11 protein-coding genes are annotated in these 16744 nt (G+C 74.6%); 8 read left to right on the top strand and 3 right to left on the bottom strand.

Translation table 11 applies throughout. The features are described from left to right. Window positions 1–7: 7 nt before the first annotated feature. Entirely contained in the window at window positions 8–2107 is a 2100-nt protein-coding gene (locus tag EDC50_RS14470; protein ID WP_123771306.1) for a glycosyltransferase, read from the top strand. 205 nt (window positions 2108–2312) lie between these two features. On the opposite strand, the gene EDC50_RS14465 is transcribed toward EDC50_RS14470, so the two are convergent. Continuing rightward, entirely contained in the window at window positions 2313–3719 is a 1407-nt protein-coding gene (locus EDC50_RS14465) for a hypothetical protein (protein WP_244922531.1), read from the bottom strand. Between the two features lie 416 nt (window positions 3720–4135). Then, window positions 4136–6298 carry a RelA/SpoT family protein gene (locus tag EDC50_RS14460; RefSeq protein WP_123771208.1) on the bottom strand — a complete coding sequence of 721 codons (2163 nt, stop codon included), beginning with the start codon at window positions 6296–6298 and terminating at the stop codon, window positions 4136–4138. A 72-nt stretch (window positions 6299–6370) separates the two neighbouring features. On the opposite strand from EDC50_RS14460, the gene EDC50_RS14455 reads away from it, so the two are divergent. Next, the gene (locus EDC50_RS14455) at window positions 6371–6859 is read left to right on the top strand and encodes a hypothetical protein (protein WP_123771207.1); all 489 of its coding nucleotides are present in this window, start codon (window positions 6371–6373) and stop codon (window positions 6857–6859) included. Next, window positions 6856–7350: a hypothetical protein gene (locus EDC50_RS14450; protein WP_123771206.1), complete on the top strand. Its 495-nt coding sequence runs from the start codon at window positions 6856–6858 to the stop codon at window positions 7348–7350. The genes EDC50_RS14455 and EDC50_RS14450 overlap by 4 nt, the downstream gene beginning before the upstream one ends. Window positions 7351–7514: 164 nt before the next feature. Here the strand turns inward: EDC50_RS14450 and hrpA are convergent, their stop codons facing one another. Beyond that, complete coding sequence (gene hrpA / locus EDC50_RS14445; protein WP_123771205.1) at window positions 7515–11654, bottom strand: ATP-dependent RNA helicase HrpA; 4140 nt, start codon at window positions 11652–11654, stop codon at window positions 7515–7517. An 87-nt stretch (window positions 11655–11741) separates the two neighbouring features. Here hrpA and EDC50_RS14440 point away from each other — a divergent pair, with 87 nt between their 5' ends. The 5 genes from EDC50_RS14440 to EDC50_RS14420 all read left to right on the top strand — a co-directional run bounded on the left by EDC50_RS14440 (window position 11742) and on the right by EDC50_RS14420 (window position 16546). Continuing rightward, a complete protein-coding gene (locus tag EDC50_RS14440) occupies window positions 11742–12275 on the top strand; it encodes a Dps family protein (protein WP_123771204.1) in 534 nt (177 codons plus the stop codon). A gap of 296 nt (window positions 12276–12571) precedes the next feature. After that, on the top strand, window positions 12572–14401 hold the full coding sequence (recQ, locus tag EDC50_RS14435; RefSeq protein ID WP_123771203.1) for a DNA helicase RecQ: 1830 nt from the start codon (window positions 12572–12574) through the stop codon (window positions 14399–14401). A gap of 141 nt (window positions 14402–14542) precedes the next feature. Further along, window positions 14543–15118: an RNA polymerase sigma factor gene (locus EDC50_RS14430; protein ID WP_425477941.1), complete on the top strand. Its 576-nt coding sequence runs from the start codon at window positions 14543–14545 to the stop codon at window positions 15116–15118. Then, entirely contained in the window at window positions 15115–15636 is a 522-nt protein-coding gene (locus EDC50_RS14425; protein WP_123771201.1) for a hypothetical protein, read from the top strand. The genes EDC50_RS14430 and EDC50_RS14425 overlap by 4 nt, the downstream gene beginning before the upstream one ends. A gap of 13 nt (window positions 15637–15649) precedes the next feature. Further along, a complete protein-coding gene (locus EDC50_RS14420) occupies window positions 15650–16546 on the top strand; it encodes a DUF4097 family beta strand repeat-containing protein (RefSeq protein ID WP_123771200.1) in 897 nt (298 codons plus the stop codon). The last annotated feature ends 198 nt before the right edge of the window (window positions 16547–16744 follow it).

Genomic DNA, 16744 nt, shown 5'->3' with positions numbered 1-16744 from the left:
CGACACCATGGCGTTGAACCGGACCGATCTGCGGTTCCTGTATCGGCGCGTCACCGGCCTGTTCTGGCGCGGCCTGGCCAGCCTGCGCACGCGCGGGCTCGGGCCCACCTGGAGCCGCGTGCGCCAGCAGTTCCGGCGGGTGCCGGCCGAGCGCCGCGCCGCGCTGTACCTGCCCGAACCGGTGCCGTTCGCACCCTTTGCGGTGCCGCACAGCGCCGCGCCGCGCGCAAGCGTCGTGATCCCCGTCTACAACCAGTGCGCGCACACGGTGACCTGCCTGCGCGCCTTGGCCGCGCATCCGCCGCAGGCGGCCATGGAGATCATCGTCGTCGACGACGGCTCCTGCGATGAGACCGAATCCACGCTCCTGCAGGTCGAAGGGCTGCGCTACCACCGCCGGCGCGAGAACGGCGGCTTCATCGCCGCCTGCAACGACGGCGCCGCGCTCGCCCGTGGCGAATACCTGGTGTTCCTCAACAACGACACCGTGCCGCAACCGGGCTGGCTGGACCGGTTGCTCGACACCTTCGCGGCGCGCCCGGGCGCCGGCCTGGTCGGGGCGCAGCTGATCTATCCGGACGGGCGGCTGCAGGAGGCGGGGGGCATCGTGTTCTCCGACGGCAGCGCGCACAACTACGGCCGGTTCGGCGACCCGGACGATCCGCGCTACGCCTGCCTGCGCGAAGCCGATTATTGCTCGGGCGCGGCGATCACCGTGCCGCGTGCATTGTTCATGCAGGCAGGCGGCTTCGATACGCGCTACGCGCCTGCCTACTACGAAGACACCGACCTCGCCTTCGCGGTACGCGCGGCCGGGCGCCAGGTGCTCTGCCAACCCGCGGCGCGCGTGGTGCATCTGGAAGGCGTGACCGCGGGCACCGACCTGGGCAGCGGCGTCAAGGCGTATCAGGTACGCAACCGCGCGATCTTCGCCGAGAAGTGGCGCGAAGCCTTGGCGGCCCAGCCGTCGCCGCGCGCCGACCCCGAGGCCGCCGCGGACCGCCGAGCGCGGTTGCTGATCGTCGATAGTGCCACGCCGCGCGCCGACCGCGATTCGGCCTCGTTGCGCCTGGTCAATCTGATGCAACTGCTCGGTCAGGAGGGCGCGCGGGTGACGTTCCTTCCAGCCGATTTCAACCACGCGGGCCGTTACACCGAGGCGCTGCAACAGCTCGGCGTGGAATGCTGGCACGCGCCCTACATCACCTCGGTCTCGGCCTGGCTGCGCGAACACGGCCGCCGCTTCGATGCCGCGGTCGTGTGCCGCCATTACGTGCTGCGCGAGTGGCTGCCGCTGCTGCGCCGCTACGCGCCGCAGGCGCGGATCGTGTTCGATACGGTCGACCTGCACTACCTGCGCGAACGCCGCGGCGCCGAGCTCGCAGGGGATCCTGCGCTGCTGCGCGCGGCCGAGCGCACCCGCCGCCTCGAACTGGAGATGATCGGCGCGGCCGACGCGACCCTGGTGGTCAGCGAGGTCGAACGCGAACTGCTGGCGCGCGACGCGCCGCGGGCCCGGGTCGAGATCCTGTCCAACCTGCATCGGGTGCACGGCCCGGGCCTGCCGTACGAGCAACGCCGCGACCTGGTGTTCGTCGGCGGCTTCCGCCATCCGCCGAACGTCGATGCGGTGCGCTGGTTCGTCGCCGAAATATGGCCGCGCATCCGCGCCGAGGCGCCGGAACTGGTCTTCCACTGCATCGGCGGCGACGTGCCGGCCGAAGTCGCCGCGCTGGCGGCGCAGCCGGGCGTGCGCGTCCACGGCCACGTGCCGGACCTGACCCCGTACATGGAAGGCGCGCGGGTCGCGCTCGCGCCGCTGCGCTTCGGCGCCGGGGTCAAGGGCAAGGTGAACCTGAGCATGGCGCACGGCCAGCCGGTGGTGGCCACCGCCTGCGCGGTCGAGGGCATGCACCTGCGCGACGGCGAGGACGTGCTGCTCGCCGACGACGCGGCCGACTTCGCCGCGGCGGTGCTGCGGCTGTACCGCGACCCGGCGCTGTGGCAGCGCCTGGCGGCGAACGGCCTGGCGAACGTGGAACGCCATTTCTCGCTGGACGCCGCGCGGTCGACGGTGCGCCGGGTGCTGCTGGGCGACGCGCAATAGCCCAGCTGGGTGCATGCGCGCCGTGGATCGTCGCGGTGGCCAGCACGGCGGGTCGGGGAATCCGGGCACGCCGCCGCGGGCGCCGCTCGTGGCGCATGGCGTCCGTGACCGTCGCCCGCCGTGTTGTCCGCACACGCTGCAAGGGTGAGCAGCGGAACGCCTCGGCGTCGGCGAAATCGACGCGAAGCAAACGATGGACGCGACCTCAGCGTTCCGGCGCGCCCGCAGCGCGCAGGCGCGCGGCCAGGCCCGGCAGTCCCGGCTCGTCCGGGTACAGCGCCCGCGCCGCGCGCAGCGCCGCCTGCGCTGCCTCGATCTCGCCGGCACCGAGGCGCTCGTCGCCGACCGCGACCCAGCGCTGCGCCAGGCGCTGGCGCGCCGCGCGCAGCAGCGCCGCGTCGCCTTCCAAGGCGGACCACGCGTCCAGGCAGGCGCCGGCGCGGGCGAGCCGGTTGCCGCGCAGTTCGCGCTCGAAGCACGCGCGCGCGGCGGGGCGCAGCCGCGCGCGCGCCGCGGCCACGCGCGCATCGTTCGGCGCCAGCGCCTGCGCCGCGCGCAGCTTGTCGAAGGCGCTGTCGCCCGGCGGCGAGAGCAGGTCGCCGCGTGCCGCGGCCGCATCCGCCTCGGCCGGCGGCAGCCGCGGGTCCAACCGGTGCGCGGCGGCGCGGGCGCGGCGCAGGCGCTGCTCGGCCTCGGCGATGCCCGGCGCCTCGACGGCCACCGCCCGCGCTTCGCGCAGCGCGGCCTCGGCTTCGTCGAAGCGGAAATCGGCGGCCGCCCGCCGGCTGCGCTCGGCATAGGCCTGGGCCACCCGCTGCAGGCCGCGCTGCGCGGCGGGATCGTCGGCGGCCGCGGCCAGTACCGCGCGGTAGCCGCCGGCGGCCGCGGCGAGGCGGCCGCGCCGCAGATCGGCATCGGCGCGGCGGCGGGCGCGTTCGACGGCCTGCGCCAGCGCGGCCAGCGCGTCCGGCAGGCCGATGTGCGCCGGGTCGGCCGCCTGCGCGCGGCGGATCTGCGCCGCCGCCACGTCCAGGTCGCCGCGGTCGAGCCGCGCCTGCGCCTGCTGCAGCAGGTCGGCCAGGGTGTCCTCGCGCCCTTCCAGCGCCTGGACCTGGTCCGGGCGCAGTTCGAGCACGCGCTGGTACAGCGGCAGCGCGGCATCGGCCGTCCCGTCGAGGCGGCCGGCCCGGCGCGCCGCCGCGGCCCGCGCCAACAGCCGGTCGATGCCGGCCTCGGCCGCTTCGCGCGCGCGCAGGCGCTGCGCGAACGCCTCCGTTTCGGCGCGCGGCAACGCCAGCTCCCGCGCCAGCTGCAGCATGCGGTGCGCCTCCGGATAGCGGCGCGCGGCGAGCGCGTGCTCGGCCTGCGCCAGCGCGGCGCGACCGACCCGGGTCAGGCCGACGCGCGCTTCGCCGCGGTCCGGGTCCAGCGCCAGCGCCGCCTCGAACAGCTCGCGCGCGCCGCGGCCGTCCGGCGCGCTCAACCGGCCTTCGCGCAAGGCCTGCTCGGCCGCCTCGCGCAGCTGCTGCAGCCGGGTCTCCGGCCACAGCCAGTCGGACAGGGGCTGGCGCGCGAGCACCAGGATCAGCAGCAAAGCGAGCCCGGCGAGCACCGCCCTCCGACCTGCGCGCGCGCGCGGCGCCGGCGGTGGCGACCGCGGCGCGCGCGGCGGCAGCGGTGCGCCGAGCCGCGGTTCGATCCGCTCCGCGGGCGGTCGGGCGGCGCGATCGGAAGAGGGTGGCGTCGACGTCACCGCGCAAGCATAGCGGGGCCTCGCCGCGTCGCCCGCGATGGGCCGCACAGGCTCGTCCGCCGTACCGGCCGCGCCCGATCGATGCGCATGCGCGGCGGTGCGCAAGGACGGCGAGCCCGCGCCGCGCGGCAGACGATGCCGGGTGGGGACATCGCCGGCATCGTTGCGGCAGCGGCATCGCACCGGCCGCTCCCGCGCCGGCGCGGCGGCGGCGCGCACGGCGCAGCGTCGCCGTCGCATGCCGCGCCAACGGCCGGATGGCGGCGCCGAGGGCTTCAGCGACGGCGCGCTTCCTCGACCCCGGGCAGCGCGGCCAGCTTGCCGAGCAGCGTCGCGAGCTGGCCGTAGTCGGCCACGCGCAGGCGCAACCGCAGGCGCATCCGCGCACCGCCGCGCAGCGCCTCGCTGCGGATGCTGGCGACGTGCGCATTGGCCTGGGCGATGGTGTTGCTCACCTCCTTGAGCAGCCACTTGCGGTCCAGCGCGACCAGCTCGACGTCGACCTCGTAGCCGCCGCCGGCGCGGCCCCACTCCACCGGCAGCACCCGCTGCGGCTGCGCCGCCGCCAGGCGCTCGAACGCGGCGCAGCCGGGCCGGTGCACGCTGACGCCGCGGCCGCGGGTGAGATAGCCGACGATCGGCTCGCCCGGCAACGGCTGGCAGCAGCGCGCCAGCTGCACCAGCAGGTTGCCGACGCCCTCGACAGTGAAGTCGGCGCTCTTGCGCGGCAGCTTGCGCGGCGCCGCCGGCGCGAGCTCGGCCGCGGGCGCCGCGATCGCCGGCGTGGCGGCGGCGCGCTCGTGCTCGAGCAGCGCGCGGCCGACCTGGTGCGGGCCGATGTCGCCCAGCGCCACCTGCACGTACAGCTCGCCGTCGCTGGCCAGGTTGAACTTCTCGCGCGCCGGGCCGAGCTCGGCACCGAGCAGGCCGAGCCGGCGCAGCTCCTTGTCCAGCAGCTCCTTGCCGGCGGCCTCGTTGCGCGCGCGGTCGAGCTTGTGGAACCAGGCCCGGACCTTGTCGCGGGCGCGGCCGCTGGCGAGGAAGCCGTTGGTCGCGACCAGCCAGTCGCGGCGCGGCTCGGCCGTCTTGCCGGTGAGGATCTCGACGCGGTCGCCGCTGCGCAGCTTGTGGTCGAGCGGGACGATGCGGCCGTCGACCTTGGCGCCGCGGCAGCGATGGCCGACCTCGGTGTGCACGTGATAGGCGAAGTCCAGCGGCGTCGCCCCGGCCGGCAAGTCGACCACCTCGCCCTTCGGGGTCAGCACGTAGATGCGGTCCTCGACCAGCTCGGTGTCGAGCTCGCCGGCCAGGGTGGCGTCCTCGCGGCCCTCGCCGGCGGCTTCCAGCAACCGCCGCATCCAGGCGATCTTGCGGTCGAACGCCGCGTCGGCGCTCTGGCTGCCCGACTCCTTGTACTTCCAGTGCGCGGCCACGCCGAGCTCGGCCTGGCGGTGCATCTCGTGGGTGCGGATCTGCACCTCCAGGGTCTTGCCTTCCGGCCCCACCACCGCGGTGTGCAGCGAGCGGTAGTCGTTGCGCTTGGGCCGGGCGATGTAGTCGTCGAACTCGCTCGGGATCGGCGCCCAGGTCGCGTGCACCACGCCCAGCGCGGCGTAGCAGTCGGCGACGCCGTCGACCATCACCCGCACCGCGCGCAGGTCGTACAGTTCGCCGATCGGCACGCCCTTGCGCTGCATCTTCTTCCAGATGCTGTAGATGTGCTTGGGCCGGCCGGCGACTTCGGCGCGGATGCCCTGCGCCGCCATCGCTTCGCCGAGGGTGCGCTTGACCTGCTCGATGTAGCGCTCGCGGTCGCTGCGCTTCTCGTCGAGCAGGCGCGCGATCTGCCGGTAGATCTGCGGCTCCAGGTAGCGGAACGCGAGGTCCTCCAGCTCCCACTTCAGCTGCCAGATGCCGAGGCGGTTGGCCAGCGGCGCGTGGATGTCGCGGGTGAGCTGCGCCAGCGCCCGCCGTTCGGCTTCGGGCAGGCGCTCGGCATGGCGCATGCGCGCCAACTGCCGCGCCAGCAGGATCGGCACCACCCGCAGATCGCGCACGATCGCCAGCAGCAACCGGCGCAGCCCCTCGTTGCCGGACTGGCCGCGGCGCTCGGCATGCAGGGTCCAGACCTGCGCGGCGGCGCGCTGGCCCTCCAGCAGCGCGACCAGCGCCGGATGGCGCTTCTCCAGCTCCGCGGCGAGCTGCGCCTGCCAGCCCGGGTAGGCATGCAGGATCGCCGCCGCGACCGCGTCGCCGTCGGCGCCGAGCAGGGCCAGCGCATCCAGCGTCGCGGCGACGACCTCGGCCGGGTCGCGCGCCTGCGCCGCGGCGGCCGGCTGCTGCGCCGCCTGCGCCAGCGCCTGCCGCAGCGCGGGCGCGACCGCCGCCGCGGCCGGGTGCGCGAGAGCGGCGCTCAGCTCGGGGGACGCAGGGGCCATGGTGCGGCGGACGCGATTCGGAACGGCGGGGGACGGTCTACACTAGCCGCCATCCGTCCCGAGGAACAGCGCATGCTCTTCACCCGCCCGCTCGTCCTGGCCGCGTCGCTCGCGTTGGCGGTGCCGGCCGCGTTCGCGCAACAGCGCATCGAACAGCAGATGACGCCCGAGCAGCTCGAGGCCACCGGCCTGGGGAAACTGACGCCGGAGGAACTGGCCAACCTCAACGCGTGGCTGGACGGCAAGCTCGAGGCCGAGACCGCGAAGGCCGCCGAGAGCGCGAAGCGGCAGGCCGCGGACGAGAACCGCGGGCTGCTCGCCGCCCCCGCGTCGCGCGAGCCGATCGTCGGCCGGCTGAGCGGCGAGTTCCGCGGCTTCGGCAAGGGCCGCAGCTATGCGCTCGACAACGGCCAGGTGTGGAAGCAGACCGACGACGCCTCGCTCGCCGGCGTGCGCCTGGACGCGCCGGCGGTGCGGATCGCGCCGAGCCTGATCGGCGGCGCCTGGTACATGTCGGTCGAGGGCTACAACACCCGCGCCAAGGTGGAGCGGGTGAAATGAACGGGCGCGCCGGCCCGCCGCTTCGTGCGCGCCTGGCCGGCGCGGCCTGCCGCGCGGCCCTGCTGCTGGCCTTCGCGCCGCTCGCCCTCGCCCAGGACGACGGCTACGTGCCGCTGGAGAAGCGGCTCAGCGCCGAACAGCTGCAGGCCACAGGCCTCGACGGCCTCAGTGCCGAGCAGCTGGCGCTGCTCAACCGCCTGTTGCGCGAGGAGCGGTCGCGCGAGGCCGCGAGCGAGGCGGGCCTGCGGCCGCGGCGCGCGCCGCCGGCGCAGCCGGTGCGCGCCGCATTGGTGGGCGAAACCCGCGGCTGGGCGCCGGGCCAGGTGCTGGCCCTCGACAACGGGCAGCGCTGGCGCGTGGTCGAAGGCTCGCTGCACCTGCGCAGGCCGCTGACCGGCGCCAAGGTCAGCGTGCAGCCGGGCGCGTTCGGCGCCTGGTATCTGCAGATCGACGGCGAGACGCCGAAGGCCAAGGTGCAGCGCATCGAGTAGATCGCGGCGCCCGGCGAAAGGGCGAAAGCCGCGACCGCGAAGGACGCGGACGAACGCCAGCAAGACGGACCGGCGCGGCGCGAGGCGCCGCCGCGGCACGCAGGCCGGGCTCGCGCCGCCCGCGCGGGGCCGCGGCCGGGGGCGCTTCGCGACCGGAACAACCGCTATGCGCCGCGCAGTTGCGCCAGCCGCTGCGCCAGCTTCTTCGCCGACACGCCGCCGCGCACGCCCAGCTCCTGCGCGAACAGCGACACGCGCAGTTCCTCGAGATCCCAGCGCAGCGCCTGCCACTCGGGCGCCTCGCCCCGCCCGTCGGCCGCGGCCTGTTCGAGCGCATCGACGAACGGCTTGAGTTCCAGCATCCGCGCCTGGTCCTTGCCGGGGTCGCGCAGCGCACGCTCGCCGCGCAGCGCCAGCGCCTTGAGATAGCGCGGGTACTCGCGCAGCGCCGCCGCCGGCGTCGTGCGCAGGAAGCCCGGCGGCGCCAGCGCGGCCAGGTGCGCGCGCATGTCGTCGAGATTGCCGCTGGCCCAGCCGATCAACGGCGATTCCAGCCTGGCGCGCACCTCGGCGACCGCGGCCAGGATCGCCTCGGCCTGGCGCAGCCGCTCCATCGCTTCCGGGAACAGCGCCTTGGCAACGGCATCGCGGCGCGCGGCGAAAGCCTCCGCATCGCGGATCCCGTCCAACCCTTCCGCGGCCAGCGCGTCGAACGCGCCGTCGACCAGATCGGCGCGCAGGCGGTCGCCGTCCTTCAGTCCATCGGCGCGGGGCCCGGCCGATTCGATCGCCGCGTACAGCAGCCCGGTCTTGGGCGAGACCGGCAGCTGCTTGCGCGCCTGCTTGAGCCTGTCCGCCAGCGCCAGCGCGAGCAGCCGGCGCACGCCGCGCGGATGTTCGCGCGCGGCCTCCTCGCGCTGCGCATGGACCCGCAGCGAGACCGCATCGCCGTCGTCGTGCAAGGCCGGGTAGGCCGGCACGCCGCCGGCGCCGCGCACCATGGGCGGGATCGGCGCATCCGGGAACGCGGTCAGCGCCTGCCGCGCCAGGCCTTCGGCGGCGCGCGCCGCGAACGCCTCGGCCGCGCGCGCGCCGAAACGCGCGCGCAGCTCGTCGAGGTCGCGCGATTCGGCCAGCACGCGGCCGTCCTCGAGCAGGCGCAGGTTCATGCGCAGGTGCGGCTCCAGCGCCGCTTCGTCGAAGTCGGTCGCCGCCACCTCGACGCCGCCCAGCCTGCGCAGGAAACGCGCCAGCTCGCCGGCGAGGCTGTCGGCGCCCGGCTGCGGATGCGCCTCGTGGAAGGCGCGGGCGAAGTCCGGCGCCGGCACGAAGTTGCGGCGCAGGGCCTTGGGCAGCGTCTTGATCAGCGCCGCGGCCTTGTCCTGCACGAAGCCCGGGGCGAGCCAGGACAGCCGCGCCGGATCGAGCGCATTGAGCAGGTGCAGCGGCACCGCCAGGGTCATGCCGTCGTCCGGCGCGCCGGGCTCGAAGCGGTAACGCACCGCCAGGCGCGCGTCGCCGAGCTTCAGGTACGGCGGGAAGCGCGCGGCGTCGCTCTCGTCGCCGATCATCAGCTCGGCCAGCGACCATTCCAGCGCCGCCTTCTGCTCCGCCGGCAGCCTGGCGTACCAGGCGTCCAGCGCCTGCGCGTTGTGCACGTGCGGCGGCAGCCGGTCGAGGTACCACTGCGCCATCCACTCCTCGTCCACCACCAGGCCGGCGCGGCGCTGCTTGGCTTCCTCTTCCCGCGCCTTGGCCAGGGTGGCGAGGTTGCGCGGCAGGAACGCGCTGCGGGTGTTGATCTCGCCGGCGACCAGCGCGTCGCGGGCGAAGATCGCGCGCGCCTCCTCGGGGTAGAGCGCGCCGTAGTGCACCGGCCGCTTCGGCGCCAGCACCAGGCCGAACAGCGAGACCTGCTCGCTGCCGACCACGCGCCCCTGCGAGCGCGACCAGCGCGGATCGTGGTAGCGCCGCGCCAGCAGATGCGGCAGCTCCGCGATCGCCCAGTCCGGCTCGATCGCGGCGCAGGTCAGCGCCCACACCCGTTCGGTGTCGAGCAGGGTCGCCGCGAGCACCCACGGCGGCGGCTTCGACGCCAGCGGCGAGCCCGGGAAAAGCTGGAACTTGCGCCCGCGCGGGCCGTCGTACATCCCGCGGTCGCCGCGCTGGCCGATCTGGGTCGGCAGGCCGGCGAGCAACGCCCGGTGCAGCGTGGTGTAGGCGGCGTCCCGCCCTGCCGGAACGCCGCCCGGCGGCGCGGCGGGCTCCGCCGAGCGGGCCGCGTCGCGCGCGGCGTTCGCGGCAACGTCGCGCGCCGCGGCATCGGCGCGCTTCCCCTGCGCGGCCGCGACGCTCCTCCCGGCGCTCCTTTCGGCGCGCCGCGACGGCCCTCGCGACGACGACGGCCCCTGCCGCGGCGAGTCCGGGCGCGGCGAACCGGAATCGGCCGCGCGCTCGCCGGCCTGCCAGCCCAGCTCCTCGCACAGCAGCTTCAGCTGCCGGTGCAGCTCGCGCCATTCGCGCATGCGCAGGAACCCGAGGAAGCGCTTCTCGCACCACTTGCGCAGCTGCGACTGGGTCAATTCCTCGTGCGCGGCCTGGTAGGCGTCCCACAGCTTGAGGATGCCGACGAACTCGGACTTGGGATCGGCGAACTCGGCGTGCGCGGCGTCGGCGGCGGCGCGCTGGTCGGCCGGCCGCTCGCGCGGGTCCTGGATGCCGAGGAACGCGGCGATCGCCAGCATCTCGCGCAGGCAGCCGTTGTGCTGCGCGGCGACCAGCATGCGCGCCAGCTTCGCGTCCACCGGCAACCGCGCCATGCGCTGGCCGACCTCGGTCAGGCGGCGCTGCTCGTCGATCGCGCCGAGTTCGGCCAGCTGCTGCCAGCCGTCGGCGACCGCGCGCGGATCGGGCGGTTCGAGAAAAGGGAATTCCTCGATCTTGCCCAGGCCGAGCGAGAGCATGCGCAGGATCACGCCGGCCAGCGCGGCGCGGCGGATCTCCGGGTCGGTGTAGCGCGGCCGCGCCTCGAAGTCGGCCTCGGAATACAGCCGGTAACAGACGCCCGCGCTGACGCGGCCGCAGCGGCCCTTGCGCTGGTCGGCGCTGGCCTGGCTGACCGGCTCGATGTGCAGGCGGTCGAGCTTGCCGCGCGGGCTGTAGCGCTTGACCCGGGCCAGGCCGGGATCGACCACGTAGCGGATCCGCGGCACCGTCAGCGAGGTCTCGGCGACGTTGGTCGCCAGCACGATGCGCCGCTTCGGCCCGGGATTGAACACCCGGTCCTGGTCGCGCGCCGACAGCCGCGCGTACAGCGGCAGCACTTCGGTCTCGCGGTACTTGCGCCGTTCCAGCGCCAGGTGCGCGTCGCGGATCTCGCGCTCGCCGGGCAGGAACACCAGCACGTCGCCGCGCGGGTCCTCGCGGGTGATCTCGTCGCAGGCGGCGACGATGCCCTCGTTGACCGTGCGCTCGCCGTCGTCCTCGCCCTCGCCTTCCAGCGGCCGGTAGCGCAGCTCGACCGGATAGCTGCGGCCCTCGACCTGCACCACCGGCGCGCCGCCGAAGTGCGCGGCGAAGCGCTCGGTGTCGATGGTCGCCGAAGTGACGATCACCTTGAGGTCGCGCCGCCTGGAGAGCAACTGCTTGAGATAGCCGAGCAGGAAATCGATGTTGAGGCTGCGCTCGTGCGCCTCGTCGATGACGAGGGTGTCGTAGGCCGACAGCCAGCGGTCGGACTGGATCTCGGCCAGCAGGATGCCGTCGGTCATGAACTTGACCGCGGTCTGCTCGCCGACGTGCTCGGTGAAGCGCACCTGGTAGCCGACCGCGCCGCCGAGCGGCACGTCCAGTTCCTCGGCCACGCGCCGCGCGACCGTGCGCGCGGCGATCCGGCGCGGCTGGGTGCAGCCGATCATCCCGGCCGCGCCGCGCCCCGCGGCCAGGCACAGCTTCGGCAGCTGCGTGGTCTTGCCCGAGCCGGTCTCGCCGGCGACCACCACCACCGGATGGGCGCGGATCAGTTCGACGATGCGCCCGGCCTCGCCGGCGATCGGCAGCGCCGGGTCCACCGGCGCCTGGGGCAGCGCCGACGCGCGCGCCTCCCGGCGCGCGACCGATGCCGCCAGCGCCTGCGCGAAGGCCTCGCGCGCACCGGCGTCGCCGGGCCTGCCGCTCCAGCGCGACCACAGCCCGTGCAGGCGGCCGCGATCGCGGCTGAGCGCGCCGTCGATGGCGCGGCGCGCCTGGCGTAACGCCTCGCTAGCATCGGGATGGTTAGACTGCGCCGGTTTCATTGACTTCATCGATCGTTGCGCCAGCCGCGGGCTATTTCACTTCTGGGCCGGGGCGGCCTATTGTCCCAGTAAAGTCCAGCCAAAGGAGACGACACCATGGCGAAAGACAAAGCGACCAAGAAGACCGCCAAGCCCGCCGCGGCCGGCGAGGCGCCCGGCATCGACATCGGCATCGCCTCGGGCGACCGCAAGAAGATCACCGAGGGACTGTCGCGCTTCCTCTCCGACGCCTTCACCCTGTACCTGAAGACCCACAACTTCCACTGGAACATCACCGGGCCGATGTTCAACAGCCTGCACACGATGTTCGAGGAGCAGTACACCGAGCAGTGGAACGCGCTGGACGACGTGGCCGAGCGCATCCGCGCGCTGGGCTTCAACGCGCCGGGCTCCTACGCCGAGTTCATCCGCCTGACCTCGATCGCCGAGGAGCCGGGCCTCACCGAGACCCCGGACTGGCGCGAGATGGTGCGCCAGCTGGTCGCCGGCAACGAGGCGGTGGCGCGCACCGCGCGCAAGGTGCTCAAGACCGCCGACGACGCCGGCGACGACCCGACCGTGGACCTGATGACCCAGCGCCTGCAGACCCACGAGAAGTACGCCTGGATGCTGCGCTCGCTGCTGCAATAGGCGCGCGATCCTCCGCTCGGGCGCGGCGCCCGCCGCGACATCGCCCCGAAGCGGCCTCCAACCCGCTCCCGCCCGCGACTGCAGCGGGAGCAGGAACCGCGGCGGCCGCGCGCACCGCCGCGCTCGCCCGCGCTCGCCCCGCCCCGCCGTCCGCCGGAACGGCGCGCATGCCGCGGCGCGCATTGCGCCCTCCGGTCGGCGCCACGCACCGCCCTTCGCTCCGGGTGCCGGCACGCCGACGCCGCGGTGCGGTGATTTCCGGCGTGTGCGCGGCGCGCGCCGGCTAAACTAGGCGCATGTCCGATTCCGCGCTCGACCTGCTCCGCCGCATCTTCGGCCACACCGGCTTCCGCGGCGAACAGGCGCAGATCGTCGAGCACGTGCGCGCCGGCGGCGACGCGCTGGTGCTGATGCCCACCGGCGGCGGCAAGTCGCTGTGCTACCAGTTGCCGGCGCTGCTGCGCGCCGGCTGCGGCATCGTGGTGTCGCCGCTGATCGCGCTGATGCAGGACCAGGTCGAGGGCCTGCGCCAGCTCGGCGTGCGCGCCGCGTTCCTGAACTCCACGCTCGACGCCGCGGACGCGGCCGAGGTCGAGCGGCAGCTGCTCGCCGGCGAGCTCGACCTGCTCTACGTGGCGCCGGAACGGCTGTTGACCGGGCGCTTCCTCTCGCTGCTCGAGCGCGCCCATGCCGGCGCCGGCATCGCCCTGTTCGCGATCGACGAGGCGCACTGCGTCTCGCAGTGGGGCCACGACTTCCGCCCCGAGTACCGCCAACTCACCGTGCTGCACGAACGCTGGCCGGACGTGCCGCGCATCGCCCTCACCGCCACCGCCGACGCGCCGACCCGGCGTGAGATCGTCGAGCGCCTGGCGCTGGAGGACGCGCGCCAGTTCGTCAGCTCCTTCGACCGGCCGAACCTGCGTTACCGCATCATGCACAAGGACGGCGGCGGGCTGCGCCAGCTGCTCGACTTCCTCGCCGGGCACCGCGGCGAGAGCGGCATCGTGTACGCGTTCTCGCGCAAGCGCGTGGAGGCGGTCGCCGAACAGCTGCAGGCCGCCGGCGTGCGCGCCCTGCCCTACCACGCCGGCATGGACGCGGCCGCGCGCGCCGGCAACCAGCGCCGCTTCCTGCAGGAGGACGGCGTGGTGATGGTCGCGACCATCGCCTTCGGCATGGGCATCGACAAGCCGGACGTGCGCTTCGTCGCCCACGTCGACCTGCCCAAGTCGATCGAGGGCTACTACCAGGAGACCGGGCGCGCCGGCCGCGACGGCGAACCGGCCGAGGCCTGGCTCAGCTACGGCCTCGGCGACGTGGTCAACCTGCGCCAGCTGATCCAGCAGGGCGAGGCCGGCGAGGAGCGCAAGCGCCTGGAGCTGCGCAAGCTCGACGCCCTGCTCGGCTATTGCGAGACCACGCAGTGCCGGCGCCAGGCGCTGCTGGGCTGGTTCGGCGAAACCCACCCGGGCGCCTGCGGCAACTGCGACAACTGCCTGGACCCGCCGCGCAGCTGGGACGGCACCGAGGCCGCGCGCAAGGCCCTGTCCTGCGTGTACCGCACCGGCCAGCGCTTCGGCGCCGGCCACGTGATCGACGTGCTGCGCGGCGTGGACAGCGACAAGGTCCGGCAATGGGGCCACGAGCGCCTGAGCACCTGGGGCATCGGTCGCGACCTGGACGAGCGGCAGTGGCGCAGCGTGTTCCGGCAGCTGGTCGCCGCCGGGCTGCTCGAGGCCGACGTCGAGCACCACGGCGCGCTGCGCCTGACCGCGTCGAGCGGGCCGGTGCTGCGCGGCGAACGGACCCTGCGCTTCCGCAGCGAGCCGGCGCCGCCGCCGCGCGGGCGCAAGGGCCGCACCGGGGCCGGCGCCGCGGCGGGCGCGTTCGAGCTGTCGCCGGAGGCGCGGATCCGCTTCGACGCGCTGCGCGAATGGCGCGCCGCGACCGCGCGCGAGCAGAACGTGCCAGCCTACGTGATCTTCCACGACAGCACCCTGCGCGCGATCGCCGAGCACGCCCCGGACGACCTCGACGAGCTGGCCCGCATCCCCGGGATCGGCGCGGGCAAGCTCGACCGCTACGGCGAGGCGGTGCTGCAGCGGCTGTTCGACGCCGCCTGACGCGCGCCGCCCGGAGCGGCGTCGCCGCCGCCGGGCAGGGCGGCGGATCCTGCGGCGATCGGCTGGCCCAGGGCGGCCGTCCGGCGGGCGATGCCCGGCGCCTGTTTAAACGCCCGCTCGTCCCTGGGCATCCATCCTGTCATGCTGATCGCGATGACCCAGAGCCCCGAACCCGAGGCCGGCGAGAGCGGCGACCGCGCCCTCGCCCGGGCCGCGGCGGCCGGCGACCTGGCGGCGTTCGAGGCCCTGTACCGGCGCCACGTCGGCCGGGTGTACGGGGTCATCGCGCGCCTGGTCGGCCACCACGGCAACCGCGCCGAGGACCTGACCCAGGAAGCCTTCGTGCGCGCCTGGCAGGCGCTGCCGGAGTTCCGCCACGAGGCGGCGTTCGCCACCTGGCTGCACCGGCTGGCGGTGAACACCGCGTTGATGGAGCTGCGCAGCCGCCGCAGCCGGCCGCAGGAGGACGACGATGCGGCGCTGGAATACCTCGGCCAGGAGGATTCGGCCGGCCACGCCACCGCGCTGAACCTCGATCTCGGCCGCGCCGTCGCCAGCCTGCCGCCGCGCGCCCGCGCGGTGCTGGTGCTGTACGACATCGAAGGCTGGACCCACGACGAGATCGCCACCGAGCTGGGCATGGCGGTCGGCAGTTCCAAGGCCCAGCTGCATCGCGCGCGCCACCTGCTGCGCGCGCGATTGGAGACGTCCGCATGAACCACGATCGCGACACCCTGCCCGAATCCCTGCGCTTCCGCCTGCGCGCGCTGCGCCGGGACGAAGAGCCGCCGGCCGACCTCTGGCCCGGCATCGCCGCGCGCCTGCAGCCGCGCGCCGCGGCCGCGCCGGCGCCGCGCCGCGTCGCCTGGAGCGGCGGCGCCGCGCTCGCCGCGGCCCTGGCGCTGGCGCTCGGGGCCGTGCTGTGGCTGCAGCCGGGGTCCCGCTCCGAGGCGCCGGCGCCGCTGGCCGAAGCCGATCGCCCCGCCCTGGCCGCCCGCCACGGCGGGCTGGTCCAGGCCGAGGCCGAATACATGGCCCGCGAGTACGACGCCGCCCTGCGCGAACTCGGCACCCGGCCGGTCCCGCCGGCGCTGACGCCGGTGCTGGAGGACCTGGACCGCAACGCCGCGCTGATCCGCGACGCACTGCGCCAGACCGGCTCGCCGCGCCTGCTCGAACAACTGCGCCGCACCTACGACCGCCGCATCGAACTGATGCGCCGCGCCTACATCTGATCCGGAGACGACCATGCCGCGTTCCCTGCTCCTCGCCGCCTGCCTGTTGGCGCCGCTGTCCGCCCCGGCGGCCACGCCGATCGACGAAACCCGCCCGCTCGACCCGCGCGGCGAGGTCGAGATCGAGAACGTCAAGGGCCGGATCGAAGTCCGCGCCTGGGACCGCCCCGAAGTGAAGATCACCGGCAGCCTCGGCGCCGGCGTGGAGAAGCTCGAGATCGAAGGCGACCGCCAGCGCCTGGAGGTGCGCGTGCGCTACCCCAGGCGCTTCGGCCTGGTCGGCGGCGACGCCAGCGAACCCTCCGAGTTGCGCCTGATGGTGCCGCTGCTCGCCAGCCTGGACATCAGCTCGGTCGCGGCCGACGTCGACGTGCAGGGCATCGGCGGCGGCGAGCTGTCGATCGACAGCGTCAGCGGCGACGTGGTCGCGGTCGGCGCGCCGCGCAAGGCCGAGATCGACAGCGTCAGCGGCGACCAGACCCTGACCCTCAACAGCGACGACATCCGCAGCGAGAGCGTCAGCGGCAACATCCGCCTGCGCGGCCGCATGGCCGGGGAGGTGAGCCTGACCGCCGTCTCCGGCGACGTCGACTTCGCCAACCGCGAGAGCCGCCTGCGCAAGCTCACCGGCTCGACCGTGTCCGGCGACATGCGCGCGGCCACCGCGCTCGCGGCCGACGGCAAGGTCGCGCTGGAAACCGTCAGCGGCGGCATCGTCCTCAACCTGCCGCGCGACCTGTCCGCGACCGTGCACGGCGAGACCTTCAGCGGCGACATCAGCGCCACCGGCGCGACGATCCAGCGCCCCGAACACGGCCCCGGCGCCAGCTTCAGCCACCGCTACGGCGCCGGCGGCGGCAGCGTCACCGTGGAAACCTTCTCCGGCGACGCCCGCATCGTCGTCGAGTGAGCGCGACGCGGCCGCGCGGATGCGCGGCCGCTGCGCCGACGCCGAACGCCGCGGACTCCCGCGGCGGGTGCCGCGATCGAGAAACCGATCGCGGCGCGGCGGAATGGTGGGCCGTGTTGGAATCGAACCAACGACCAGCGGATTAAAAGTCCTCTCACCGAAGCACTGAATTCAACGCCTTAGCGTTGTTCATTTTCC

Source organism: Vulcaniibacterium tengchongense (genome assembly GCF_003814555.1).
Taxonomy (GTDB): Bacteria; Pseudomonadota; Gammaproteobacteria; order Xanthomonadales; family Xanthomonadaceae; genus Vulcaniibacterium; species Vulcaniibacterium tengchongense.
The sequence above is the reverse complement of the archived record's forward strand: the minus strand, read 5'-3'. Positions and strand labels throughout refer to the sequence as shown.

Bases quoted from the DNA above. Each gene is read 5' to 3' on its own strand.
- EDC50_RS14440 (WP_123771204.1), top strand. From the start codon at position 11,742: ATGGCGAAAGACAAAGCGACCAAGAAGACCGCCAAGCCCGCCGCGGCC.
- EDC50_RS14450 (WP_123771206.1), top strand. From the start codon at position 6,856: ATGAACGGGCGCGCCGGCCCGCCGCTTCGTGCGCGCCTGGCCGGCGCG.
- recQ (WP_123771203.1), top strand. From the start codon at position 12,572: ATGTCCGATTCCGCGCTCGACCTGCTCCGCCGCATCTTCGGCCACACC.
- EDC50_RS14425 (WP_123771201.1), top strand. From the start codon at position 15,115: ATGAACCACGATCGCGACACCCTGCCCGAATCCCTGCGCTTCCGCCTG.
- EDC50_RS14455 (WP_123771207.1), top strand. From the start codon at position 6,371: ATGCTCTTCACCCGCCCGCTCGTCCTGGCCGCGTCGCTCGCGTTGGCG.
- EDC50_RS14420 (WP_123771200.1), top strand. From the start codon at position 15,650: ATGCCGCGTTCCCTGCTCCTCGCCGCCTGCCTGTTGGCGCCGCTGTCC.
- EDC50_RS14460 (WP_123771208.1), bottom strand. From the start codon at position 6,298: ATGGCCCCTGCGTCCCCCGAGCTGAGCGCCGCTCTCGCGCACCCGGCC.
- hrpA (WP_123771205.1), bottom strand. From the start codon at position 11,654: ATGAAGTCAATGAAACCGGCGCAGTCTAACCATCCCGATGCTAGCGAG.
- EDC50_RS14430 (WP_425477941.1), top strand. From the start codon at position 14,543: ATGCTGATCGCGATGACCCAGAGCCCCGAACCCGAGGCCGGCGAGAGC.
- EDC50_RS14470 (WP_123771306.1), top strand. From the start codon at position 8: ATGGCGTTGAACCGGACCGATCTGCGGTTCCTGTATCGGCGCGTCACC.